This is a genomic window from Rhizobium sp. AN80A (assembly GCF_030053015.1).
GTDB lineage: Bacteria > Pseudomonadota > Alphaproteobacteria > Rhizobiales > Rhizobiaceae > Rhizobium > Rhizobium metallidurans.
Window position 1 is genome coordinate 630,284 of record NZ_JASJPX010000001.1, and the last position, 25,775, is coordinate 656,058.

21 protein-coding genes and 2 pseudogenes are annotated in these 25,775 nt (G+C 61.2%); 8 read left to right on the forward strand and 15 right to left on the reverse strand.

The genetic code is table 11. The annotated features are described in order from the left end of the window. The 3 genes and pseudogenes from fhuB to P3R82_RS02985 form a co-directional block, all read right to left on the reverse strand. Positions 1-1,968 (reverse strand): Fe(3+)-hydroxamate ABC transporter permease FhuB, encoded by a 1,968-nt coding sequence (gene fhuB / locus P3R82_RS02975; RefSeq protein WP_283192945.1) that lies wholly within the window; start codon positions 1,966-1,968, stop codon positions 1-3. Continuing rightward, positions 1,965-2,871 (reverse strand): annotated as a pseudogene (locus tag P3R82_RS02980) (iron-siderophore ABC transporter substrate-binding protein). Before P3R82_RS02980 ends, fhuB begins: the two are co-directional and overlap by 4 nt. 20 nt (positions 2,872-2,891) lie before the next feature. Further along, positions 2,892-5,021, reverse strand: coding sequence for a TonB-dependent siderophore receptor (locus P3R82_RS02985; protein ID WP_283193497.1), 2,130 nt, complete (start codon positions 5,019-5,021; stop codon positions 2,892-2,894). Positions 5,022-5,196: 175 nt separating this feature from the next. On the opposite strand from P3R82_RS02985, the gene P3R82_RS02990 reads away from it, so the two are divergent. Further along, positions 5,197-6,126, forward strand: coding sequence for a LysR substrate-binding domain-containing protein (locus P3R82_RS02990; protein WP_283192946.1), 930 nt, complete (start codon positions 5,197-5,199; stop codon positions 6,124-6,126). A gap of 192 nt (positions 6,127-6,318) precedes the next feature. Beyond that, complete coding sequence (locus tag P3R82_RS02995) at positions 6,319-7,410, forward strand: calcium:proton antiporter (RefSeq protein ID WP_283193498.1); 1,092 nt, start codon at positions 6,319-6,321, stop codon at positions 7,408-7,410. A gap of 12 nt (positions 7,411-7,422) precedes the next feature. On the opposite strand, the pseudogene ugpC reads toward P3R82_RS02995, so the two are convergent. The 12 genes and pseudogenes from ugpC to P3R82_RS03055 all read right to left on the reverse strand — a co-directional run bounded on the left by ugpC (position 7,423) and on the right by P3R82_RS03055 (position 21,575). Further along, a pseudogene (gene ugpC / locus P3R82_RS03000) lies at positions 7,423-8,480 on the reverse strand (sn-glycerol-3-phosphate ABC transporter ATP-binding protein UgpC). 4 nt (positions 8,481-8,484) lie between these two features. Then, on the reverse strand, positions 8,485-9,315 hold the full coding sequence (locus P3R82_RS03005) for a carbohydrate ABC transporter permease (protein ID WP_183898235.1): 831 nt from the start codon (positions 9,313-9,315) through the stop codon (positions 8,485-8,487). A gap of 3 nt (positions 9,316-9,318) precedes the next feature. Next, entirely contained in the window at positions 9,319-10,254 is a 936-nt protein-coding gene (locus tag P3R82_RS03010; protein ID WP_283192947.1) for a sugar ABC transporter permease, read from the reverse strand. 203 nt (positions 10,255-10,457) lie between these two features. Next, positions 10,458-11,717, reverse strand: coding sequence for a sugar ABC transporter substrate-binding protein (locus P3R82_RS03015; protein WP_283192948.1), 1,260 nt, complete (start codon positions 11,715-11,717; stop codon positions 10,458-10,460). A gap of 42 nt (positions 11,718-11,759) precedes the next feature. Further along, positions 11,760-12,926: a PLP-dependent transferase gene (locus P3R82_RS03020; RefSeq protein WP_283192949.1), complete on the reverse strand. Its 1,167-nt coding sequence runs from the start codon at positions 12,924-12,926 to the stop codon at positions 11,760-11,762. Beyond that, positions 12,923-13,645 (reverse strand): FadR/GntR family transcriptional regulator, encoded by a 723-nt coding sequence (locus tag P3R82_RS03025; RefSeq protein WP_183898239.1) that lies wholly within the window; start codon positions 13,643-13,645, stop codon positions 12,923-12,925. The genes P3R82_RS03020 and P3R82_RS03025 overlap by 4 nt, the downstream gene beginning before the upstream one ends. Positions 13,646-14,861: 1,216 nt before the next feature. Then, on the reverse strand, positions 14,862-15,761 hold the full coding sequence (locus P3R82_RS03030; RefSeq protein ID WP_283192950.1) for a sugar phosphate isomerase/epimerase: 900 nt from the start codon (positions 15,759-15,761) through the stop codon (positions 14,862-14,864). Between the two features lie 77 nt (positions 15,762-15,838). Further along, on the reverse strand, positions 15,839-16,777 hold the full coding sequence (locus tag P3R82_RS03035) for an ABC transporter substrate-binding protein (protein WP_283192951.1): 939 nt from the start codon (positions 16,775-16,777) through the stop codon (positions 15,839-15,841). A 65-nt stretch (positions 16,778-16,842) separates the two neighbouring features. Further along, positions 16,843-17,826 carry a ribose ABC transporter permease gene (locus P3R82_RS03040; RefSeq protein WP_183898244.1) on the reverse strand — a complete coding sequence of 328 codons (984 nt, stop codon included), beginning with the start codon at positions 17,824-17,826 and terminating at the stop codon, positions 16,843-16,845. A 31-nt stretch (positions 17,827-17,857) separates the two neighbouring features. Then, positions 17,858-19,402 (reverse strand): sugar ABC transporter ATP-binding protein, encoded by a 1,545-nt coding sequence (locus P3R82_RS03045; protein ID WP_283192952.1) that lies wholly within the window; start codon positions 19,400-19,402, stop codon positions 17,858-17,860. Beyond that, positions 19,399-20,799: a carbohydrate kinase gene (locus P3R82_RS03050; protein ID WP_283192953.1), complete on the reverse strand. Its 1,401-nt coding sequence runs from the start codon at positions 20,797-20,799 to the stop codon at positions 19,399-19,401. The genes P3R82_RS03045 and P3R82_RS03050 overlap by 4 nt, the downstream gene beginning before the upstream one ends. Beyond that, complete coding sequence (locus P3R82_RS03055) at positions 20,799-21,575, reverse strand: DeoR/GlpR family DNA-binding transcription regulator (RefSeq protein ID WP_283192954.1); 777 nt, start codon at positions 21,573-21,575, stop codon at positions 20,799-20,801. The genes P3R82_RS03050 and P3R82_RS03055 overlap by 1 nt, the downstream gene beginning before the upstream one ends. 95 nt (positions 21,576-21,670) lie before the next feature. Between P3R82_RS03055 and P3R82_RS03060 the strand changes: the two genes are divergently transcribed. The 6 genes from P3R82_RS03060 (at position 21,671) to P3R82_RS03085 (ending at position 25,755) form a co-directional block, all read left to right on the forward strand. After that, positions 21,671-22,408 carry a class II aldolase/adducin family protein gene (locus tag P3R82_RS03060; RefSeq protein ID WP_283192955.1) on the forward strand — a complete coding sequence of 246 codons (738 nt, stop codon included), beginning with the start codon at positions 21,671-21,673 and terminating at the stop codon, positions 22,406-22,408. An 88-nt stretch (positions 22,409-22,496) separates the two neighbouring features. Then, positions 22,497-22,838: a hypothetical protein gene (locus tag P3R82_RS03065; protein ID WP_283192956.1), complete on the forward strand. Its 342-nt coding sequence runs from the start codon at positions 22,497-22,499 to the stop codon at positions 22,836-22,838. Beyond that, a complete protein-coding gene (locus P3R82_RS03070) occupies positions 22,835-24,112 on the forward strand; it encodes an FGGY-family carbohydrate kinase (RefSeq protein ID WP_283192957.1) in 1,278 nt (425 codons plus the stop codon). The genes P3R82_RS03065 and P3R82_RS03070 overlap by 4 nt, the downstream gene beginning before the upstream one ends. Continuing rightward, positions 24,105-24,944: a TIGR01459 family HAD-type hydrolase gene (locus P3R82_RS03075; RefSeq protein WP_283192958.1), complete on the forward strand. Its 840-nt coding sequence runs from the start codon at positions 24,105-24,107 to the stop codon at positions 24,942-24,944. The genes P3R82_RS03070 and P3R82_RS03075 overlap by 8 nt, the downstream gene beginning before the upstream one ends. A 67-nt stretch (positions 24,945-25,011) precedes the next feature. Then, positions 25,012-25,377 (forward strand): hypothetical protein, encoded by a 366-nt coding sequence (locus P3R82_RS03080; RefSeq protein ID WP_283192959.1) that lies wholly within the window; start codon positions 25,012-25,014, stop codon positions 25,375-25,377. A gap of 123 nt (positions 25,378-25,500) precedes the next feature. After that, positions 25,501-25,755 (forward strand): helix-turn-helix transcriptional regulator, encoded by a 255-nt coding sequence (locus tag P3R82_RS03085; protein ID WP_283192960.1) that lies wholly within the window; start codon positions 25,501-25,503, stop codon positions 25,753-25,755. The last annotated feature ends 20 nt before the right edge of the window (positions 25,756-25,775 follow it).

Sequence of the window (25,775 nt, forward strand, 5' to 3'; positions counted from 1 at the left end):
TCAGCGCCTGACCGCGATGAGCCAGACGAGATAGGGCGCGCCGGCGAGCGCCGCGAACAGGCCGAGCGGCAGTTCGTAGGGAAAGGTCGCCGTGCGCGCACCCAGATCGGCGACGATCATCAACAGAGCGCCGATCGCCGACGATGCCAGAAGCTGGTGCGCCGGCTTTATGAAGCCCGCGCGGTGGGCGATGTGCGGCCCCATCAGCCCCACGAAACTCAAAGGTCCGACGAGTAGCGACGCCGCGCCGGTCGCAAGCCCGGCAACGAAGATCATCGTGGTGCGAGCCGAGCGCACCGGCACGCCAAGCGCAACCGGCACAGCGCTGCCGAGCGGCAGGATCGTCAGCCAGCGCGTGAAGAAAAGCACGATGCCCGTGCTGACCAGCGCCAGAACCGCCAGAACCGTCGACGAGGCCGACGTTGCCGTGTTCGACGAGCCGCCGAGCCATGAAAGAATCTGCCATGAGCGCTGGTCACCGATCGCAAGCAGCGCCGACAATATGGCCGATGTCAGCGAACTGACGGCGATGCCCGCCAGCAACAGCCTTTCGGGCGAGAGCTGCCGGCGGCTGGCGAATGCGACGACGATGATCATCACGATCATCGAGCCGATACCGGCGCCGGCGAACAGTTCGGCGATACCGGCGGCAGGCACGATGGTGATCGCCGCCGCAAAGCCGACACCGGCGCCGCCGCTGACGCCCAGCACCTCGGGGCTTGCCATCGGATTGCCGGTCAACCGCTGCAGAATGGTGCCGGCGATCGCGAGCAGGCTGCCCGCGGCGGCCGACGCCAGCAGCCGTGGCCAGCGCATGGGCAGAAGGTCGGCGAAGTCCTGTGTCGACAGCAGCGTGAACCCGGCAGGGGTCCGCGCCAGGAAAAGCACGACCAAAGCAATCGCCGGCAAGAAAGCGAGAAGCAGGATCAGCCATCTGCGCGGCGCCCTCGCACCGGCCACATGCGCACGCTCCTCGTGCAGTTCCACCGGCTTCACCTTCGGCAGCAGCCAGAGCAGCAGCGGCCCGCCGATCAGCGCCGTCATCGCTCCCGTTGGAAAGGTCTCGCTGGTGGAGGAGCCGAGGAATTGCACAAGGCCATCGCAGAGCCAGAGCAACAGACCGCCCGCAACCGGCGACAAAAGGATGATGGCATGCGGCTTCCTGACGCCGAGACCGCGCACCAGGGCTGGCGCGGCGAGGCCGACAAAGCTGACCAGCCCGACGCTCGCCGCGACACCCGCGGCCAGACCCACCGCGATCACCGCGACCGCCACGCGTATGCCGACGAGCCCGACGCCGAGCGATTTCGCGCCGCTGTCGCCGAGGCCGAACAGCGCCAGCGGCCGCAGCAGCAGGATGCTGGCGGCAAGGCCCGCGAGCAGTTCGAGCGAAAGCGTCGAGGCGACGGACCAGTCCTGCTGGCCGAGAGCGCCGCCGTTCCATGTCACCAGCGACATGAGATATTCGCCCTGCGAAAGCGTCATCGCGGCCGACAGCGCGCCGCATGTGATGCCGACGAGCAGGCCTGAGACGACCATGGTGACGGGATCGAAGCTGCGGCGCCAGCCGAGCAGGAAAACCAGCGCCGTTGCGCCGCCGGCGCCCGCGAGCGCGACGAGCGCGCGGTAGCCGTCAAGCACCGCGGGATAAAACAGCGTCGTCGCGACAATGGCGAGCTGGGCGCCAGCCGAAACGCCCAATGTCGAGGGATCGGCGATCGGGTTCCGCAGCAGCCGCTGCAGCAAGGCGCCAGCGAGGCCGAGGGCGGCACCCGCCAGGATGGCGACGGCGGCTCTTGGAAAGACGCCGTAGGCCAGAATAATCTGCTCTGTGCTCATGCCATCCGGCGCCAGCGGCAGCGATGGCCAGGCAGCGAACGGCAGGAACGACAGCGCCTGTTGCAGGAAGAGCAGGACCGCAAGCGCGGTTGCGGCGGCGAAGAATATTAAGGCTGTGCGTGTCGTCAAAGCGTCTCTCCGCTGTTGGCGAGCGCTTCGCTCAACAGCCGCGCGAAGCGAAGACCGGCGGTGATGCCGCCATAAGGGTTGACGTTGCCGATGGTGACGACGCGTCCTTCCCGTACCGGCCGGAGCGACTTCCAGATCATGCTGTTGCGCAGGCCGCTTCGCGCCTCGACGGGAATGTCGGAGACGATGACGATACGCGCCTCGGGATTGGCGGCGAGGTTTTCCATGGGCACCGGTGCGGCGAAGGTGAAGCGCGACCGGTCCGTCCAGGCATTCGGCAGACCGAGTCGTTGCAGGATGTCTCCGAACATGCTGTCGGCGCCGAAGGCACGGAAGTGGCGGGAATCGCCGATGTTGACGATGTAGGTCGGCCGCGCCGAAAACGGTGCGAGTTGCCGGCGAAGGCTCGCCAGCAGCGCCTCCCTGATCTGCCAGCACCTTGGCCGCCATATCCGCGCGACCGAGCAGAGCGCACAATTGCGAGACGGCGTTCAGCGCCTTGGCATAGGGCGGCTCGCCCTTGACGTAGAAAGGCAGCGAGTAGACGGGAGCGATGGCCTCAAGCGCCGGCTGGTGCCTGACGTAGAACGGCGAAATCAGGATGAGCTCGGGTTTCAGCAGGTAGAGAAGCTCGAAATTGGGCGAGCCGCGCAAGCCGAGATCGACGACGGAAGACGGAATCTCCGGCTCGACGGCATCATTGCGAAACTGGATGAGCTCGGTCGCCGCGATCGGGGTCACGCCGAGCGCCATCAGCGTTTCGAGCATCGCCCAGTCGATCGCGGCGATGCGGCCTGGCGCATCTGCCGCCTTCGCATCCCATGCAACGGCAAGGGCAGCGAGCAGGCCAAGAGCCTGCCGCCGCCCGATCAGAGCCGATCTGTTGGATTTGTCTGAAATCATGCGCCCACTTTATCCGCCGCCTACCAGGCAAAACTCAACCTGGCCATGACGGTGCGGCCATCACCATAGGAGCAGCCGAACGAGGAGCAGCTTGAGACATAGTTCTTGTCCGTAATGTTCTTGAGGTTGAGCGACGCGGTAACGCCGTCCTTCTTGTAGCGGATCGCGGCATCGAGGAGAGCGACACCGGCAAGATCGAATGTATTGGCCGTATCGCCATAACGCTGTCCCACATATCTGACGCCACCGCCGATGCCGAAGCCATCCAGCTCGCTTCCCTCCTGGAAGGTGTAATCGAGCCAGAGGCTTGCGGCGTTTGCCGGGACGTTGTCCAACCGCTTGCCATTGTCCGCGCGCCCCAGAATTTCCGTGTCCATGTACGTGTAGGCGGCGCGCAGGTCCAGCCCGTCGGTGAGACTTGCCACACCTTCGAGCTCGACGCCCCTGGCGCGCACTTCGCCGATCTGCGCGATCGTCGTTCCGCCGCCCGGAAGAGCGACCGTGTTGGATACGTTCTTCTGGCGAAGATCGAAGACGGCGGCCGAGAAGAAACCGTTCCAGCCCTCGGGCTGATACTTGACGCCGATTTCCACCTGCTTGCCGGTGGTCGGTTCCAGAAGCTGGCCGGTCGTCGGCACCGGAACCGGATCGAACGACGTCGCGTAGCTGATATAGGGCGCGATGCCGTTGTCGAAGACATAACCGAGGCCGGCGCGACCGGTCAGCTTCTGGTCGTCCTTGTCGAGCGACCGCTCGACATTGGTCTTTCCATTCAAGGAAGTGCCGCTTGTGCTCGCCCAATCCTGTCTCAGGCCAAGCGTTGCGCGCCAGTTGTTGTAGGCCATCTCGTCCTGGATATAGATGCCAAGCTGCTGCAGGTCGGAGACGACATGCGCGTCCGTCGTCTTGGACGTGAGCCTGATCGGACCACCATAGACGGGATTGAACGCATCAAGCGGCGTAGCGCTCCAGAATTGCGTGCTGGCATCGTTGGAAAAGTATCGATAGTCGACGCCCATCAGCAGCTTGTGGTCGACTTCACCGGTATCGAACTCAGCCAGGAAATTGTTGTCTATGTTGAACGTGTTGAGGTTTTCGTCCTGGAAGGTGGCGTTTCGATTGATGGTCCGACCATCGGCCGCCAGACCTGACGTGGCCATACCGAGCGCCTGATAACTCCAGTCGAAATTCGAGTAGCGAACATTCTGCCGGAAGGTCCAGACGTCGTTCAGACGCTGTTCGAACTCATAGCCGAGGTTTGTCAGCGTTCGAGAGGAACTGTCGAAACTCTCGTCGCCGACGAAGAAGTCGCGGGAAAGACGATTGCCCTTCGCGTTGAGCGTCAACTGGGCCGGCAGGCTGGATGGGGTGCTGGGGTTATCGCGCTGGACGCTGGTCAGGATCGTCAGCTTCGTATCGTCATCGGGCTGCCATGTCAGGGCGGGGGCGATGAAGTAGCGATCGTTGTCGAGGTTGTCGGTCTGGGCACCGGCGGCGCGCACCAGGCCAGTGACGCGGTAGGCGAAATCCGAACCGTCGCCGACGGGACCACCGACGTCAAAGAACGAGCCGTAGGTATCATAGCTTCCCGCCTGCAGGCCGACCTCTCCGAAGCGCTCGAACACCGGCCGCTTGCTGATCAGATTGATCATGCCGCCCGGATTTCCCTGGCCATACATCACCGACGCCGGCCCCTTGAGAACCTCGATGCGCTCCAGCTGATAGGGATCGATCGCCGGCGCGCCGGCGGTGCGCATCATCTTCAGCCCATTCAGATATTGCGACTGGCGGCCGTCGAAGCCCCGGATTCTCGGCGAATCGAAGCGCGGATCGGAGCCGTAGGGCGTCCCGGAAACGCCCGGCGTGTATTCCACCGCCTGCCCGACCGTTTCAGCACCCTGCGCGCGCATCTGATCGTTGGTGACGACGGAGATGGATTGCTGGGTCTCCAGGAGCGGCGTCCCCGTCTTGGTCGCCGTCGAGCTGGTCTTGGCGACGAAGCCTTTCACGGGCGCCTTGGGATCATCGGCGCCTTTGGACTGCACGGTGATCGGCGCCAGAACCGTCGCAGCGTCGGTATCCTGCGCCCGCAATTGGCCCGGAGCCGATACCGATACGCCTACCACCGCCGTTGCCGCCAGCGCTTCCATGAAACTAAGGTGTCTTGCCACTCTACCGCCCAATCCAGTCACGATCCGAAAACTGGACTTGTTTAGTCACCTTATCCCGATTCATCCAATAAATAACAGGGGGTATTTTCATCAGTCGTAGTTATGATAACTTTCAACGCTCATAGTTTATGATTATTCTAAAGCAGCCCCCCGCATGACGAACCTGAATTCACGACGGTCTTCCCGCAACCCAACCTTCGAACTGCGCCACCTCAAATACTTCGTGGCCCTTGTCGAGGAACGTAACTTCGAGCGCGCCGCCGCCCGGCTCGGCATCGCCCAACCGGGCCTGAGCCAGCAGATCATGGCACTCGAGGAGATCTTGGGAACGTCGCTTCTCGATCGCACACGACGATCCGTGCACCTCACGCAATCCGGCCAGGTGCTCTACGACGAGGCAATGAAGATCCTCGCGCAGGCGGATGTCGCGATGGCGGCGGTCAACAGGATCAGCCGGGGCGAAACGGGACGCGTCTCCATCGGATACGTGGCGTCGGCAGCCTATTCCGGCGCCGTCGTGCAGTCGATCAAGGCCTACAAGCGCGACCACCCCGGCGTCGAGATCGACCTGACCGAGATGGAACTGCGCAAGCAGCTCGCCCGCATCGTCGAAGGACTGCTCGATTTCGCCTTCATCCGCGGCCCCGCGCCTATCCCCGACGGCCTTGCAACCCACATCATCCGCCGCGAGCCCATCATGCTGATGGTGCCGGATGGGCATCCGCTCACACTGGAACGCAGCACCGCCAATCTCGCGGCTCTCGCTGGTGAAATGTTTCTGACGCCACAGCAACCGCGCGATGTCGGCTTCCACGGCACGACCTACGCGGCCTGCAAGGAGGCGGGGTTCGAGCCGAATATCGATTCCACCTCCTGGGACTTCACCGGCATCGGCAGCATGGTGGCGATCGGAGCAGGCGTCGCGGTCGTGCCGAAATCGCTCGAATGCGTTCGGCTACCGGGTATCCGCTACGTCCCGCTGCCTCATACCAACGTAACCTCCGACCTCGTCGTCGCCTACAGGAAAACGGAAGCCTCTCCGGCTGTTCGGGCGTTCATCGCCCACAGCAAACGCAACCTCTGAGCAAAAACGCAGCGCCTTGCGCGAAACGCTCGGTTGATTTGATCTTGAGGCCGAGCAAGCCCCGTGCTTTCATCACATGGGGTCGCCGGGCCTTTCTCATGGGACGTGCTGCCTGGCTACGGAAACCTGCCGCGGGAGAAACGCGACGTGACAGCAGATGCGGGAACGCTGCATCGTCCGCCCACCGGCAGCATGCTGCAGCGGGAGTGGTTCCTTGCGATCAGCGCGCTGACGAGCGTCATTTTCCTGCTTCAGGGTCCGAAGCTGTTGGCGCTGCTTGCCAACCCCTTCTTGCTCACGCTCATTTTTCTATGGCTGTTCTCCGTCGTTCTCGGCTCCGCGCTGGCGGTCGTGCGGCATGCCGATCATCTCGCGGAGCGCCTGGGCGAGCCCTATGGGACGCTCATACTGACGCTCTCGATCACCACGATCGAGGTGGTGGCGATCACCGCCGTGATGCAGCACGGCGAGAACAACCCGACGCTGGTGCGCGACACCCTGTTTGCCGTTGTCATGATCATCCTGAACGGGATGGTCGGGCTCTCGCTGCTGCTCGGCGCCTGGCGGCGACATGAGCAGAGGCATAACCTGCAAGGCGCGAATGCCTATCTGGGCGTGATCGTGCCGCTGGCAACGCTCAGCATGATCATGCCGAACTTCACTCACCCCAGCGGCGGACCGGGTTACTCGACTGTCCAGCAGACTGTGCTGGCTTTCATCTCGGTCGGGCTTTATGGGGTGTTCCTGATGCTGCAGACCGGACGCCACCGGGGCTTTTTCATCGACGATACGGAAGAGGCGATGCCTCAAAGCCGTCACGCGGCTCATCAGGGACCGCTTTGGTGGCCGATCGTGATGCTCCTCGTCTACATGTCGCTGGTCGTGTTTCTTGTCGAGCAGCTGGCGCCGCCGATCGACTATTTCATCGAAACGCTGCGCGCGCCGCCAGCACTCGGCGGCGTGATCATGGCCATACTGGTAGCGACGCCCGAGGCGATAAGCGCGGTGCGCGCATCGGTCGCCAACCACCTGCAGCGATCGGTCAACATCTTTCTAGGCTCGGTGCTGTCGACCATCGGCCTCACCGTCCCCGCCATGCTCGTGATCAGCCATCTCACGGGAAATCCCGTCATTCTCGGCCTCGATCACAGCAGCCCGATCATGCTGGTGCTCACGCTTGCCTTAAGCATCATCACCTTTTCAAGCGGTCGCACGCATCTGATGCAGGGGGCGGTGCACCTCGTTTTGTTCGTGGCCTACTTCCTTCTGATCTTCGAGGCTTAAGGCTGATCGCGATCAGCTCGCCCTCTCGCCCTTCGCGTCGAACACATGAAGATGCTGCGCGGGGAAGCTGACATTGACATCCGGCCCCGCCGTCAGTGCCGCCCGATCAAGCGTGAATATCTTGAACGGCAAACCATGCAGCGAGAGATGGAGGATGATCCCGAAGCCGGTCGGCTCGATCAGCTCGACACTTGCCTTCATGCCGGTCTCCTCCGATGTCATGACGACATGCTCGGGACGGATTCCAAGCGTCACCTTGTCGCCAACGGCAAGCTTGAGCGGAGTGGACAGCGAGACAACGGTGCCGTCCTTCAGCTGCGCGCCGCCGTTCCTGTAGGTTGCGTCGAGAAAATTCATGCCCGGGGAGCCGATGAAGCCGGCGACGAAGAGATTGGCGGGGCGATCATAGAGTTCGAGCGGACTGCCCACCTGCTGTACCACCCCGCCATACATGGCGACAATCCGGTCCGCCAGCGTCATTGCCTCGATCTGGTCGTGGGTGACGTAGATCGAGGTCGCCTTCAGGTCCCCATGCAGTTTCTTGATCTCGGCACGCATCTGCTCGCGCAGACGGGCATCGAGGTTCGACAGCGGTTCGTCGAACAGGAACGCCTTCGGCTGGCGCACGATGGCGCGGCCCATGGCGACGCGCTGACGCTGCCCCCCGATAGAGCTTTCGGGCGGCGCTCGAGAAGCGGATCGAGCCCAAGCTTGGAGGCCGCGGCGCCGACGACGCTGGCGATCTTGTCCTTGGCCGTCTTCCTGAGCTTCAGGCTGTAGCTCATGTTTCCGGCGACATTCATATGCGGATAGAGCGCATAGGACTGGAACACCATGGCGATGTCTCGGTCTTTCGGATGCAGTTCGTTGACCCGGTTTCCGGCGATCCGGATCTCGCCGGAGGTCACCTCCTCGAGGCCGGCGATCATCCGGAGCAATGTGGATTTGCCGCAGCCTGACGGCCCGACGAGCACGACGAACTCGCCATCCTCGATCTTGAGTTGGACGTCCTGCAGGACGTGCACATGGCCAAAGGATTTCTTGACGTTCTGGATGTCGATCGATGCCATGTGATTAACCCTTGACCGCGCCGGCCGTCAGGCCCTGGACGAGGTAGCGCTGGATGAGAAGGAAGAAGAGACCGGCCGGGATGAGCGCGAGGACACCCGCCGCCATCATCTGTCCGAAATCAACCGAGAATTTGCCCACGAAGGTCAGCAGCCCGACCGGGAAGGTCGCGGCATCGTTGCCGTTGATCAGCATCAGCGCGAAGAGCAACTCGCTCCAGGCGGCGGTGAAGACGAAGCCGAGCGTCGCTGCGATCCCCGGCAATGTCAGCGGCAGGATGATCTGGCGAAACGCGGTGAACTGCGTCGCGCCGTCGATCATCGCCGCCTCCTCCAGATCCTTCGGGATACCGTCGAAGAAGGACTGCATCAGGAAGGTCGCGAAGGGCACGTTGAAGGCGGTGTAGACGACGACAAGGCCGGTCAGGCTGTTGGTCAGGTGCAACGGCGTCAGGATCTTGAAGATCGGGGCGACCAGCATGACCAGCGGGAACATCTGCGTCAGCAGCATCAGCGCCACGATCCAGTATTTCGCCCGGAAATTGAACCGAGACAGCGCATATCCCGAAAGCGAGGCACAGATGGTGACGACGACGGCGGTCGAGGCCGAAACGATCAGGCTGTTCTTGAAGAAGGTCGGAAACGCGCTGTTCCGGATCACGAAGCTATAGTGGTCCCATGTCGTGCGCGACGGCCACATCCGGACACCCTCGGAATAGAGAAGGTCGTTGGGCGTCACGGAGACCTTGAGCAGCCAGAACAGCGGAAACAGCGCGAAAGCGATGTAGCACAGGATCGCCAGACGGTGCGCGATGGTGGGGATGATGGATCGTCTCATGGCTCAATCCTTGTTCAGCAGGGTCTGCCGCAGCAGGATGATCAGCATGGAATAGGCGAGCAGCAGCACCAGCAGCACAAGCGCAATGGCCGAGGCATATCCGAAATCGAGCCGCTTGAAGGCCTGGGTGAAGATATAGCTGGCAACGATCTGCGTGCGATCGGCCGGACCACCGCCGGTCATGACGACGATGAGGTCGGCGAAGTTCGACACCCACACGGTGCGCAGGAGAACGGTGATCGCGATGGTGGGCGCCAGAAACGGCAGCGTGATCGAGCGGAACCGCTGGAACCAGGTGGCACCGTCGATAGACGCCGCTTCGTAGAGGTCACGCGGAATTGCCTGCAGGGCGGCGAGCAGGGTGATGGCGAAGAAGGGAATGCCCCACCAGACGTTTGCGATGATCGGTCCCCACATGGCGTATTGGGGATCGGACAGGATGTTGCGCGGCTCGCTCATCAGGCCGATCGCGTAAAGCCAGTGCGGAATTGGTCCGATGACGGGATTGAACAGCCAGGCCCAGTTGAGGCCGGCGAGAAACGATGGGACGGCCCAGGGCAGGAACACCAGCGCCTGAACGAGCCCCCTGCCCCAGAACGGTCTGTCGAGCAGCAGCGCCAGGATCAGCCCGAAGATGAACTGCAGGACGACCGACGCGCCGGTCCACCAGAGCGTGTTCTTCAGCGCCCCATAAAAGGCGGCGTCCTTCGAAAGCGCACGAAACTGATCGAGGCCGACGAAGCCGCCGGAAAAGGGGTTCAGCAGTTGGACGTCGCGGAACGCGTAGGACACGCCGATCACCAGCGGCACCAGCATCACGGCGATGATGAGGACGAGCGATGGCGCGCTGTAGAGATAGGGTTCCGAGGCATCGGCGACGCGCTTCAGCCACGACCTTCGGTCACGGCGACTATCGAGCGTATCGGCGGTCATGGTCATCTTTGGCGGCTTTCATGGTTCGACTATAGGACCCCGATCGGGGGTAGCCCCCTCATCCCCGGTGCAACAAGTTGCACCTGACCTGCCGGCACCTTCTCCCCGTTGGGGAGAAGGGATTTGCCGCGACGCCTCCGTTCCCTTCTCCCCTTGGGGAGAAGGTGGCCCGTAGGGTCGGATGAGGGGGCTGCCTGCTCTGAGCCCGCTTACTTCTTCGAGAGGTACTTCTGCTGAGCCTTGGTCAGGTAGTCCGCCCACTGGTCAGCCAGTTCCTTCGGCGTGATATCGCCGAGAAGCGCCTGCTGCGTCGTCTTGATAGCCAGCGAATCCTTGAAGAAGGCGAATTCCTCGAGGTAGGTCGGCATCACTGTTGGAACGATGTTCTTGTCGGCCAGTTCGTCGAACCAGCCCTTGAACTGCTCGCTGGCGTAGAAGGGGTCCTTCTCCGCCGAAGTATGAACCGGCAGCGCGCCGGTGCGCTTGTTCCACTCGATGTTGCCTTCGGGCGATTCAAGCGTCTCGATCAGCTTCCAGGACAGATCCTTGTTCTGGCTGGTGGTGAACATCGACCAGCCGGCGAAACCGATGGTCGTGAAGCCCTTGCCGCTCGGTCCAACCGGCATCTTGGTGACGCCGAAATCCTCGGGCTTCATGCGCTGGGCGACCGCGATCAGGGCGTCCGGATCCTGGTCAAGCATGGCGCAGGTGCCGGAATAGAAGCCGGCCACCGTCTCGTTGAAGCCCCAGTTGACGCTGTCCTTCGGCGCCAGGCCCTTCTTGTAGAGATCGACCACCCATTCGAGACCCTTGGTCCAGCCTTCGCTGTTCATGGTCGAAGTGCCGTCGTCGTTGAAGAACTTGTTGGAGCCGGCCATGGTCGCGCCGAACATCACCCAGCCGTTCAGGCCGCCCGGTCCGCCGCGCAGGCAGTAGCCGGACTTGCCGGGAATCTTGGAGACTTTTTCGGCAGCGGCGACGAATTCGTCCATCGTCTTCGGCGGCTCGGAAACGCCGGCCTGCTTGAAGAGGTTCTTGTTGTAGAAGAGCGCGCGCAGATAGAAGCCGTAGGGCAGCATATAGGCGGTATTCTTGACGTCGCGGCCGAGCTCGAGCGCGCGCGGCGTCAGGCCCTTGGTGTATTCCCATTTTTCGAGGTAGGGCTCGAGGCTCTCCAGCATGCCGTTGTTGGCGTAGAGCGAGAGCCAGGTGTCCGGCATTTCCATGACGTCAGGGGTGTCGCCCGCCGATACCATCGTCGCGAATTTCTGGAACGCTTCGTTCCAGGGCAGCGAGATGATGTCGACCTTGGTGCCGGGGTTGGCGGCCTCGAATTTGGCGACGATCGACTTCAGCGTTTCTGTGCGCTCGGGGCTGGTGATCACCTCCACGAGCTTCAGCGTCGTTTCGGCCATGGCCGTACCCGCCATCAACGTGGCCAGCAGCGTTGCGGTTATCAGTCTTTTCATGCTCAGTTCCCCCTTCCAGGTTTTTCCTCGGTTTCTGGACTTTTACGAAGCGACGGAAAGCGCCTCCTCGATGTCTCTCCACAAGGCCTCGGTTCCTTCGAGGCCGACATGGAGGCGTACGGACCGCGCATGGATCCCGAAGGTATGCGCGGAATTGGGCTGTGCCTTCTGCTGAAGGACGACCTCGCCTGGTACGATCAGGCTTTCATGCCCACCCCAGCTCACTCCCAGTTTGAAGAGCTTGAGGTGATCGGCGAAGGCGCGGATATCGACACCTTCGCGGAATATGAACGAGAACAGGCCGGACGTGCCGTTGAGACCCGCCGGCAGCCGGTTGGCCAGGCCCGGATGGCAGACAGTCTCGACGACATCGAGATCCTGCAGGCGCTTGGCGATCGTCATGCCCGCCGCCTCGTGCGCCTTCATGCGGATCGGCAAGGTGCGCATGCCACGGATCAGGAGCCAGGCGTCAAAGGGCGACAGCTTGCCGCCGAGATAGGGATAGGATTCCGCCTTGACACGGGCGACCATCTCCTTCGATCCCGCCACGACGCCGGCGACGACATCGCTGTGGCCGCCGAGATATTTCGAGGCCGAGTGAATGACGAGATCGACGCCCAGCGTGATCGGCCGCTGGAAGACCGGGCTTGCCCAGCTGTTGTCGATCATCGAGATGACGCCATGCTGCTTTGCCAGCGCGGCGAGCGCGCCGACATCGTGCGCCTCCATCACCCAGCTCGTCGGGCTTTCCATGTAGAACAGCCGGGCGCCGGGCAGCGCCTTGGCAACGGCTTCTTCATCGCGGCCATCGACATAGGTCACCTCGACCTTCATCCGCTTCAAAACCGTGCCGAACAGGCGGAATGCATCGGGATAGACATGCTTGACCGCGACGATACGGTCCCCCGGCTCGACGAAGGCGAGCACCGCCGACGAGATCGCCGCCATGCCGCTGGCAAAACCGAGCGCGTCCTCAGCACCCTCGAGCTTCGCCAGCATCTCCTCGAACATCCTGACCGTCGGATTGAGGCCGCGGGTATAGATCGGGCGCACCTTTTCACCGCGATAGGAGGCAATCATGTCGTCGTAATCGGAGAAGGTGAACAGCGACGTCTGGAAGATCGGCGGCACCACGGCCTCGGCGAAATTTCCTTCGTCGTGCGCGGTGATGAGGGATGCGAACTCGAACGGGTCTGAACCGTTGCTCATTGGGACATGTCCTTGATGTCTTCCTCGACGACGGCGAGGATTTTCAGTGTCTCTTCGCGCGCCGCCTCGGGATCGCGCGCGGCGATCGCGTTGAACAGCGTGCGGTGAAAGGGAAAGGAACGGCGGGCGAAATCCTGCCGTTCGAAGGGGTGCTGCCAGAACTGCCAGAAGGTCTCGCGCATCTGCTCGAGCAACTGGCGAAACAGCGGATTGTGGCTGGCGTCATAGATGGCGAGGTGGAAGGCCAGGTCCTCGGGACCCGACGTGCCCTTCTCCAGATGAACCCGCTCCATCTCGTCGAGCTTTTCTTCGATGACGATCAGGTCCTGCGCCGTCCGCTTCTTCGCCGCCACCATGCCCGCCTCGCACTCGATGCCGCGACGGACTTCCAGCGTTTGCAGCAATGCATTGCGCAGATCAGTCGCATGCAGCGACAGCGGCATATGAATGGTCGCCTTGGAGATCGGCTTCAGCAGGTAGGTTCCGCTGCCCTTGCGTGTCTCGATCACGCCGAGCGCCTGGAAGTGCCGGATCGCCTCGCGAATGGTCGATCGCCCGACCCTGAGGTTCGCCATCAGCTCGCGCTCCGCCGGCAACCGCTCGCCGGCCTGCAGCCGCGCGGCTTCCACATAGTCCGCCAGCGCATCCGTTACCTGACGCGCGCGATCCATCGCCGGAAGCGGCCGGATGACCGGCCTATCGCTGTTTGATGCCCTCATGGTTCCCCAATATTCTTATAGGCAGCCGACCTCTGAATTGGTCTGACATCTTAGCATTTCATAGAAATTAACGACTCGTCAAGACGCCGCAATGATGACGGCAAGCTCGCTCACCTGGGATCGCTAGCAGTGGGTTGTGAGCGCCGCTTACAAAAGCACATTTTCGTCCTGCGGAAATTCCGCCGAGCCCGCTGCGATCTGCACGCCAAGACCTCGCCCGATCGCGCAGCCACGGCAACAGAACGCCCAGCCTACACCATAGCCCGAAGTAGAAAACTCATCGAAGACTACTTCCTTCAAGCGCGCCAGAGATGCTCATTGTCTGGCCAGACGTTTTCTATCGATCCGATTTCTTCATGTATTCCCTGACTATCCAAGAACGGAGAGAGGCTCCAAAAGGTATCAGGCTCGAAATCTGGGCTATACCGCTCCGCTTGAAGTTCCGTCAATTCACTCGGCCAGATCGCGTCACACTCCAAGCAAAATTGGATAATGATCCCGTTCTTGATGACCCTAACGGGCACAACCCAGCCTTGGTCACATCGTGGGCACCATTTCTTATGTGACAAATTCCCTCTCCTAACCTAGTGCACGGGATACGCCGTGACGATAAGGTCGCTACGCGGGGCTTTTACCACAATTTTGATACTCGTCTCGCCAGCCGTACCAACAACCTGATTAAGGTTGTTGAAGCCTTCTCTAGAGGACCCCCGATGTTCCTGTGGCCAACTCTTTTCTCCCCTGCCAAATGCGGTCAATTTTCTTCCCCGACAAGCTCTCCTCTGCTTGGGGACACCATTTCAGGGAAACAGCCGTCATCTGGTGAGCAAAGCCTCCAAAGAAGAGATTAAGGATTCCAATGGCTTGATGATTTTTGCGAGGACAGTGTTAGAGGGCACCAGCAATGTGCTGTGAGCGACATGAGGATTCAGATCGGCGGTGGCCAAGGAACAAGTTTTCACCTCAAGTCCCTGGGCGTGCGATCCGTATGGTGCTGCAATCATGAAGCCGAGCATTCGTCGCGGGAGGAAGCTGTGTCATTCAGCGGCTACGATCGGCGGCTTGCCAGCCGCGTTTGATCGATGGGTGAGGAAGACTGAGGCCGATACTCAGCCATCGCCGCATAACTCAAACGAAAGGGCCTCCGGCAAGCCCGACGCGATTCATGCTTGCCGGCGGCATGAAACACCGCCGAACGTAAATCTCGAATTACGCTTCAGGCCGTCGGCATATGGGCCGCCTTCACCAGATCGGCCTTCAGCCGCGCCGTTTCCAGACCAAGTTCGATAAATGTACGCGCATGTTTTGCGAGCGCGACATTGTCTTGCCAGAGATTTCGCCAGATAGCGGTTTTCAGCGAGAGGTCCTTATCGACAATGGTCGTCGAAAACGACTCGAACGTGACGAAGTCGTTCCACCCGATCGCGACGAGAGCGTCGAAGATCGCAGCGAAATCGATGTTACCGGTTCCGAGATAGCCGCGATGGCTTTCACCAATGTGGACATAGCCGATCTTGTCAGCAGCGTTTCGTATCGCGAGGCCGACATCCGCCTCCTCGATGTTCATGTGGAAGGTGTCCAGATGCAGGAAGACGTTCGAAGCGCCCGTATCGCGAATATAGGCCAGTCCTTGAGCCGCGGTGTTGAGCATGTTGCTCTCGAAACGATTGACGATTTCGAGGTTCAGCGTCACACCCGCAGCCTTTGCACGGTCCGCGACCTTCGAAAGCGTGCCGACGCTTTGGTCCCAACCTTTTCGCGACAGCGCATGTTCCTGCTTGCCGTGGGCCGAACTCAAGATGCCCGCGAGCTTTGAGCCGCCGAGATCGCGAACCAGTGCCACGGCGCGGTCTAGGATCGCTTCACCGTTGGCGACAACCGACGGATCATCGCTGGAGATATCGCCTTCCGCCGGCAGCCCCATGCTGACAGCGACATCCAGTCCAAGCTCCTGAATGCGGGACGCAAGCCATTTAACATCGACCTGTTCCGGATCCAGATAGGAGAACTCAACCAGTTTGAAGCCGAGCTCGTGAGACCGCGCAAGGGTCCTCTCGATCTCGTCTTTCGAAGACCCTGCACTCCAGACAAACGAGTGGACGCCGATTTTGGACATGACATCAAGTTCCTGATTTCTTGCGGAATGAGCCCCGCCGAAACCCGAAGGTTCCGACGGAGCACCGGGAGGAGACTTTAGCGAGCCGCGGTCCAGCCCTTGTAGTCCTTGATGTTATCAGCCGTGATCAGCTGAGGATCGAGAAGAACCGTAGCTTCGGCTGGCTTCTTGCCATTGAAGAGATCGACCGCCATCTTCAGCGAGTCGCCCGCCATCGTGTAAGGGTCCTGGGATGCCGACGCCTTGATCATCGAGTTGCCGCTGGCAAGCGACTTTTCGATATCCGGTGCGCCGTCAACGGCGGTGAAGAAGAACTCGTTGCGGTTCAGCTGCTTGGCCGCCAGCTCCGCACCGATCGCCGTCGGATCGTTGATCGCGAAGACCGCATCGATCTTGTCGAAGCGGGTCAGCAAGCCTTGCATGACAGCGAGACCACCGTCACGCGAGCCCTGCGCGTTCTGGTCGTCGGACAGGATCTTGATGTCCGGGCTCTTGCTCAGGACGTTCTTGCAACCCTGAACGCGGTCGATGATCGAGGACGATGCCGGGCCGTTGATGATGACGACGTCGCCCTTGCCCTTGAGCTGATCGACGATGTACTTGCACGCTTCCTCGCCGGCCTTGATGTTGTTTGTCATGACGGTGACGTCCGCGCCCGGCGCGGAGACGTCGAACGCCGCTACGATCACGCCGGCGGCCTGGGCCTTCTTTACCGCCGGGGCGATTGCCTTCGCGTCCACAGCGTTGAGCATGATGATGTCGACGCCGGCGGCGACGAAGCTATCCATCTGCGAGACCTGCTTGTTGAGGTCGTAGTCCGCTGAAACGGAGGTCACCTGGACGTTCGGATTGATCTCCTTGGCGCGGTCCTCGATGCCCTTGATCGTCGCGACGAAGAAGGGGTTTCCGAGAAGACCGACCGAAATACCGATCTTCTGGAGGTCCTTGGCAGAAGCGGGCATTGCAATGGCCGCCGCGAGTGCGGTACCGACGAGCAGTTTAGAAAACAGACGCATACTTTCCTCCATTTTGGCGCTCCCCGCGCCCGTGACCCGGTAAACCCGGTTTCTTGAGCCGCACGTCATGTGCGGCTAAGCCCTTTCAGCCTGTAGCGGTCGAGCGCCACGGCAACGATGATGACAAGCCCCTTGATGATGTACTGCCAGATGTCCGAGACACCGACGAGGATGAGACCGTTTGACAGCACGGCGATAATGAGAGCCCCGATCAGCGTTCCCCATATCGACCCGACACCGCCGACGAAGCTGGTACCGCCAAGGATGACCGCCGCGATCGCATCGAGTTCGTAAGCCTGCCCCAGTTGCAGCCCGTTTGCCGCATAAAGGCGCGCCGCCGACATCACGCCGCCGACGCCGGCCAGAAGCCCCGACATCGAATAGACAAAGAGCAGGACGAGCGGCACCTTGATGCCCGTCAGTCGTGCCGCCTCGACATTGCCGCCCACCGCGTAGATCCACGTCCCGAGCACGGTTCGCTTCAGGATGAACCAGGAGATGACAATGGTGGCGAGCGCGATGATCGCGAGCCACGGGATGCCGAAGAGGGAGCCGTTGCCGATGAAATCGAACGGAAGGTCGGCGTTGAAGACCGTCGTGTCATTGCCGAGAAGACGGGCTATGCCGCGCATCGCCGTCAGCGAGCCGAGCGTCACTATGAACGGCGGCAGCTTGAGAAACGAAATGATGACCCCGTTGACCACGCCGCAGGCGAGGCCGACGCCAATTGCAGCCGGAATGCCCAGCATGCCGATCTCAGGATAGAGCGAAACGATGACGCCAACCATCGCCGAGGCCGCCAGGATCGAGCCGACCGACAAGTCGATGCCGCCGGTCAGGATGACGAAGGTCATTCCCGCGGCAAGCACGGTGTTGATCGAGGCTTGCTGGGTGACGATCGACAGATTGTTGACGCTCAGGAAGCGACCGCTCAGAAGGTGAAAGCCGATCGCCAGGATGACAAGCACCGGCAGCATCCCAAGCGCGGTCAATGTCGACCTGAATTTTGCCTTGCTGACGTTTGTCTGGTCGGTCGATGTCGAGGTCATGGTATCATCCCGTCGTCTATGGTTTCAGGCTTCAGGCTACTTTCGATGCCGATCCCGTGGAAAAGGCCATGACGGCCTCCTGGCTTATCGGATGCTCCGGCGTCGCCTGGACCTCGCCCGCAATGCGGCCTTCGCGCATGACAAGGACACGGTCTGCGATGCCGATGATCTCAGGAAGATCGCTTGAAATCACCACGATCGCGATCCCGCTCTGCGCGAGTTCGTCGATGATCCGATAGATTTCCGACTTGGCACCAACATCGACGCCGCGCGTTGGCTCGTCCAAGATGATCACCCTGGGCTTGGTCTCGAGAAGACGCGCGATCAAGGCCTTCTGCTGGTTGCCGCCGGACAATGCTCCGACATTGATGCTGGCGCTGAGGGTGCGAATGGAGAGTGCCTTGATAGCCCGGCTCGCCCGCTCTTTTGCAGCCGCGAAATTCAATATGCCGCCGCGCGCCGCGTCCTTGCCGATAACGCCGATATTGATGTTCTCGTTGATCGTCATATCGAGAAAGAGCCCGAGCCCCTTCCGGTCCTCGGTGAGGTAAGCAATGCCCGCATCCATGGCGTCGCGCGGCCCGCCGATCGCCAGCTCATTTCCGTCGAGGGCCACTGTCCCCGATGTCTTTCCGTCCGCACCGAAGATCAGGCGTGCGAGTTCTGTCCGACCAGAGCCGACGAGACCGGCGATACCCAGGACCTCGCCGGCCTTTGCATCGAATGAGCAGCCGTGAACGCGACGGCCGTCTCCCATATCCCGGACGGCCAGGACCGTCTTAGCCGCCTGAAGCGGTGCGCGGTGTTCCTTCTTGTAAAATGACGACAGATCGCGTCCCACCATCATCGCCACCAGCTTCTCGGCGGACAGGTCTTCGCGCTCGAGCGTGCCGACATAGGCACTGTCGCGCAGAACGCTCACCCGGTCGGCCAGCGCGTAAATCTCTTCCATGCGGTGGCTGATATAGATGATCGCGATCCCGCGCGCCTTCAGCCCGGCGATCACCTCGAACAGCCGTTCCGTCTCCCTTGACGTCAGCGAGGTCGTCGGTTCGTCCATCACGATGATTTTCGCGTTGGTTGTCAGAGCACGCGCGATCTCCACCATCTGGCGCTCGCCCAGGGAGAGGGCGGCCACAATCTGCGAAGGGCCGAAGGAAATGCCGAGTTGCTTGAGGATCGGCTCGACGCGGCTACGCGCTTCCGCCTTATCCACAACGCCATAACGGGAGGGCTCGGCTCCGAGAAACATGTTCTGGGCGACGGTCAGATTAGGAGCGAGCGACAATTCCTGATAGATGACGGAAATTCCGTTTGCCTTCGCCTTGATCGGATCCCCCGCCACGATCGGCCTGCCCTCCACGACAACAGCACCTCCCGGGTCGGCTATGTAGGCGCCGGACAGGACTTTCATCAGTGTCGATTTGCCCGCACCGTTTTCCCCCATCAGCGCGTGGACCTCTCCCGGGTAAACCGTGAGCGATACATTGGTTAGCGCCCGGGTGCTTCCGAAAGTCTTGCTGATGTTGCGCATCTCGAGAAGGGGGACGTGCTCGACGGTTCCTGCGGTCGTCATGCGTGGAACTCCTTGCGTGGCCGCGCGACATCCGGCTCTTCGATCTCGGCCAACGACCTCCAGGCCTGACGATAGGCGCGGAGCCCAAAAAGCGGCAATGGCGTTGCCCGCTTCGTTTCCTTTTCGAAAGGGGATTGCCCGACGGTTTCAAAGACCAGCGCCGCCGCGCCGAACGCACTCCCCTCCGCGGTCGTGCTTGAATAGACTTCCTGCGTAGGACGCAGTTCGGCGAGAAGCTCGGCAAACAAACCAGTTTTCACCAGGCCGCCGTCGATGACGATCGAATGCTCGGACCTGATCAGATCGAGAGACAGGTCCGTCATCATGACGACGTAGAGGAGTGCGGCGGCGGCCCGCTCCTCGCCCTCGACCTGTGGCCCGACGAAGCGACCCTCGACCCCCTGCATGGGGCCGCCTGGTGCGAAGGATGGGAGAGCGAAGACACCCTTTGCGATCACCCTTGATAGAGCCTCGAGGCTGACCGGTTTGGCCCATCCGCCGCCCGCCAGATCGTATTCCCTGCCGCCCATGAAGCGGATCGTAGGAGCAGGCTTTCCATCCACGGTAACGTTAGCCAGCATGTCGCGATGCTCGTCGAGCGCATCCAGCGGGCAAGCCGAATTGAAGATGACCACCCAGGTGCCGGTCGATACGAGAGTGAAGTCGTCAAATCCCAGCGAGCGGTAGTAGTGGAGCGCCGAGTTGCTGTCATGGACACCGTTGTGGACTTTGACTTCGGCGCTTTTGCCCTCCGACACCCTCCAGCCTCCGATCACAGCGCCCGCACGCGCGAACTCCGGCATTTTGGCCCGCCAGCCCCGACCATCGACCAGGCTGCTGAAATCCTGCTTGAGCGGCGCCCAGAGATGAGAATGGCAACCGATGTAGGAGACTTCCGACACCTTGCGGCCGGAGAACTTCCATGACCAGAATTGCGGATATGCGAGGATCGCGTCAGCCTTGGACAGACTGTCCGGCCTGGTCGTTTCCAACCACAGGATATGCCGGCCATAATTGAAGCCGAGCGGCAGCTTGGGTGAGTATGTCTCGCTGAATACAGGCGCCAGCATGTCGATGCGCGGCGCAAGCGCCTTTGGTGGATCCTGCTCATAATCGAGGATCGGATGCGTCAGGTGATCGCCGCCGACAAGCGCGAAGGTGCACCCGTGTCCGGAAAACATCACGTGGCCCACCGCGTAATCATCGACGGCCTGCCGCAATGTAGCCGTCATCCACTCGAACAGCGCTTCGTCATCGAGGACACGAATTCCGTCGTGCTCGACCCATTGCGGCTTGGTCCGGGTTTGCGCGAGGATCGATCCGTCAGCACCGAACACGAAGAGTTTCGAGTTCGTCTTGCCCAGATCGAAGACAGCGACGGCGTTTGGGGACGTCATCATTGCCCCCCGACCGTTGCGATCATGATCGTGATGCCGGCGTCCTCGAGCATTTTCGCACCGGCATCCGACAAGCCATCGTCGGTGACGATCGTCCCGATACGAGAAAGCGGCAGGACGACGTTGCGAGGTTGGATCGACAGCTTCCGGCTATCCGCCAGCAAGACGATCTCGTCCGCGCAGCTGCTCAGCTCACCGATCGCCTTCGTCAGCAGCGGATGCGACTCCAGGAGCCCCTCAGCGCTGATCCCTTGCGTGCCGAGGAAAAAGCGAGACGCGAAGAAATCAGGGGCGCCAGCCGACGCATCATGAATGATGCCGGGCTCCCTGTAGAGAACGCCGCCAGCCAAAATCAGACTACAGGTGCCGTGTTCGCCGAGATATGCGGCGAGAGGCATGGAATTGGTATAGAGCCGGACATTACGCCGGGCCAGCTGCAGCCCAAGCTGATAACATGTCGAACCCGCATGGACGATGATCGAATCTCCGTCCCGCACAAGGCTTGCCGCTTTCTCCGCAATCGCACGCTTGGCATCGACCGCGATATCGCGGTTTTCATCGTATGGACGCGCCGAGAGGCGGCCCGAGGCGGAAGTTTCGTTCGCCGAAATGCCGCCGTAGACTTTGCGGGCGACGCCGATCTCATCGAGCTTGTCGATGTCACGCCGAATGGTGGCGGGAGAAACACCGAGCCGCTCCTGGAGGTCGCGCACGGATGCGAAGGGCCTCTCTTGAAGCATCTCCGTAATCAGGCGATGGCGATCGGAATCGTTCAACTATTGACCTCCACTGACGTTTCTCCCTAACGTCCATGACAAACTATAATCACACGAAATTGCGATCCGCAACCGATAAAGATCGAAAATCTTCATTGTTGACGATATTCAATCACATTCATATGATTGCGCCAGAGTTCGCTCATTCGATGGGCGTCAATAAGCGGGAGGAGGCATTCATGGGCAAACCAGACCTGAGGGAAACCGACGTGTTCAAGGGTTTCCTCCGGCTTTCGAGCGAAATCGGAAACGACATCCTGAAAACCCAAGGCGCCGGTGGGAACACTTCCTTCAAGCAGGACGGCGTCATGTGGGTGAAGGCGTCGGGCACCTGGCTCGCGAAGGCGGAGGCCGAAGACATCATGGTACCGGTGGTTGTCGATCCACTCGTGTCCGCGTTGCGCGAAGGCGACTCGCGCGCGGAAAAATCCACGGATTTCATCGTCAGCGAGTTGAACTCGAGTGGGCTGAGACCCTCGATCGAAACGAGCTTTCATGCGGCACTCAACAGTCCCGTTGTCGCTCACTACCACTGTGTCAACGCGATCGCCCTTGCCGTGCTCGAAAGCCGCGACAGCGAGCTCGCCGCTCGAATGAGCACAGTTCCGGATCTGACATGGGTGACCATCCCCTACCGGCGCCCTGGAACACCACTGGCGGGCGAGATCGAAAAAGGCCGCCGCGGCCCGACCGGATGTTCTGATCCTGTTCAATCACGGCATCATCGTATGCGGCGACACTCTCGAACAGGTCGCCGACAGGATCGAACGTGTCACGAAAGCGCTGTCTCGCGAGACGCGCGAGACGATCAAGGCGGATGTCGCGGCACTTGAAGAGATTGCCGAAGGGTCCGGCTTCCATCCCGCGCGAGACCCCGCAAGTCACGCCGTCGCCTTGTCCGAAGTCAACCGGAAGCTCGCATTGGGCGGTTCGCTGTATCCCGACCACGTCATCTTCCTCGGAACCAAGATCGGCGTTCTGTCGGAAGGCCAAAGCGCGGTGGACTTCCAGGCCGCGCTGCACGACGCGGGACGAGCGCCTCCCAAAATGTTGATTGTTCCCGACAAGGGTGTCCTGCTGTCGAGTTCGCTGACTGCTGGCGGCGAGGTTATGGCGCGTTGCCTGGCCGAGGTCGTTGGCCGCATTCCTGATGGAAGCAAGGTCATATATTTGTCCGAGGAAGACGAATACGAGCTGACGCACTGGGAGGCCGAGCAATATCGCCAGGCGCTCGATCGCGGGTCGGCGAGGCAGACCGCGTGATCGCGCATTCGCGACGAGCCGCTGCCCTCGGCATCGACATCGGGACATCGGGCGCGCGCGCGGCCGCGATCGATGCCGATGGCAACACCGTGGCGTTCGCCGCCGCGCCGTTCAGGTCCAGTGACGAATTGCGCGAGCCGGCTTTCTGGTGGCTGAGGGTGAAGGAGGCGATCGAACACCTCGCAGCGACAACCGATCTCGGTGCAATCGAGGGTATCGCCGTTGACGGGACCTCCGGCACTGTCCTTTCGTTGGACGCCTCCGGCGAAGCGACTGGATCGGTGCTCATGTACAATGAGCCGTGCCCCGATGCAGCCATCGTCGCGCGCATCTCGAAGCACGCGCCAACAGGCGCGACGGCAGTCGGCGCGAATTCGGGTTTAGCCCGCGCCATTCATCTGTCGCATGGGCATGGCGTCGACGCTGTCGTACATCAGGCGGACTGGATTCTCATGAAACTGGGATGCCCCGGGCGTCCTGGCGACGAGAACAACGCACTCAAGTCGGGGTTTGACCTCGACGCGCGGGACTGGCCGAGATGGATCGAAGCGGCGGGCATGGATATCTCGAAGCTTCCTTGTATCCACAGCGCCGGCGCGAAGATTGCGCGCGTGTCAGGATATCTTTGCGAGCTTGGGTTGCCTGAAACAGCTTGGTATCACGCCGGCACCACGGATGGCTGCGCGTCGTTTCTGGCGACCGGCGCCTCCGCCGTCGGCGACGCCGTGACGGCACTCGGGTCCACGATCGTGCTGAAGCTGGCGTCCAGGAACCCCATCAATGCACCGGAGTACGGAATTTACTCGCACCGCGTCGGTGATTTCTGGCTGGTCGGCGGGGCATCGAACAGCGGCGGCAACGTCCTGCGTGCTTTGATCGGAGATGACCGCCTGGACCATCTCACACGTAAGATCGATCCGGACCGTCCGCTCGGGCTGGGGTTTTATCCTCTCTTGCGGGAGGGAGAGCGTTTCCCGATCAACGATCCGCACCACCAGCCAAGGCTCGATCCAAGGCCCGCCGACGACGCCATCTTCCTGCAGGCGCTGTTGGAGGGAATGACGGACATCGAACGGCTGGGTTACCAGCGTCTGCACGAACTTGGCTCACCGCAGCTGAGAAGCCTGCGTACGGTCGGCGGCGGCGCGCGCAACCCGGTATGGACAACCATGAGAGCGCGTGCGATGGGCGTCGAGCCACTGCCCGCGAAGTCGGTTGAGGCTGCCGTGGGGACAGCCGCGCTGGTTCTGGCCAATCGAGGCAACGATGTCTGATACTGTTCACGCCGATCTGGCGGCCTTGGCGCGAGCCTATGATGTCTTCTTCGTCGATCAGTTCGGCGTGCTCCGCGATGACGTCGGACCCTATGACGGCGCCATATCCGCCTTGTCTCAGCTGGCAGCGCTAAACAAGCAAATCATAATCCTTTCGAATTCCGGGCGAAGTGGCCAATACAACGCCGAACGACTGATCAAACTCGGCTTCGCGCCGACCAGTTTCCAACACTTCATCACTTCGGGCGATGTCGCGTTCGAAATTCTTTCGCGCGCGCAATCGAGTATCGCCAAACACCGCCGCTGTTTCACCGTTTCCAGCGGCGGCGATCGCAATCTGGCGGATCGCCTGGGACTGCTCTCGATAGATGCCGCGCGCGACGCCGATGTCATCATCATTTCCGGCAGCGAAGCCGAGCGCATCCCCATGGAGGAGTACCGCGAGATGCTCCGGCCGGCAGCCGAGAGCCGGATTCCCTGCTATTGCACCAACCCGGACATCCACAAGCTGCACGAGGGTCGGGTCGCCCCGGGAGCCGGAAGCATTGCCAGGCTTTACGAGGAAATGGGCGGCAAAGTGGCTTGGCTTGGCAAGCCGTTTCCAGAAATCTATCGGCACGCCCTGCGCGTTGCCGGGGTAGAAGATCCGCGTCGTGTCATTTGCATCGGAGACAGCATCGAGCACGACATCCTCGGCGCGAACACCGCCGGACTGGCCTCCGTGCTGGTACGCACCGGAATCCTGGCCGACAAAGACGAAAAAGAGCTCGCGAGATTGTCTGAACAATCGTCCGCCCATGCAAACTATGTACTAGACAGGTTCTGTTTCTGACGCATCGCTGGTGAATATTGAAATTGCCGCCGCGAACCACGATCTACATGGCATCAGGAGGCTGCCAATGACGTCGATCATCATCGTGCTCTGTATCGCTTTGTGCGCGTTTTCCGTCATGCGCTATCTTGCGGCGAGAACGCGCCTCGCCGAGAAGAAAATTGATGAGGCCATCGCTCGCAAACTTCGCGCATCGCCGATTTTGACGGAAATGCAGGAGATCCGGGAGATGAATGCCGTCATGCGCAATCTGCTGATCGACATGGTGGAGAACGAAGCGTCGGCCTCGCAACTCGACATCAGGGCGGACGACAAGGAGCGCGCTTACAAGCTTCGCCACCAACGGCGGCGGGAGATTTTCGGCGAGGCCGTCTTCCTTCTTCAGCACACCGAAGGTGCGCAGGCTCAGAACTCTCAAAAGACCGCAAGCTGACGTAGACCCACTGGGCTACAGAGCGAACTATTCCATACAACGAATAGTGAATTCAATGGCATTGCAATTGTTAGCGCAGCATCTAAATTGCGTCCGAAAGTAGACGCATCTGGAGAAGCGCACATGTCACGATACTACGGCAATATCGAGGACTCGAACGTTCCCACATCTCTGACCACCGACCTGGGCGAAGCGGTGCGCGCGGCAAGGCACCTGGCTGGCTACAGCATCGAACAAGTGGCCGTGACTTGTGGTTTGACGGAAACGGAAATTGCCAAGGTCGAGTCCGGCCATGAGGGAGATCAGCGGCTCGTGACGCGGATTGCAAAGGCGCTGGGGATGACCGCGACTTCGCTGTCCCCGTCCGTCGCTGCCTAATTCGAGCCCGATAGTCTCGT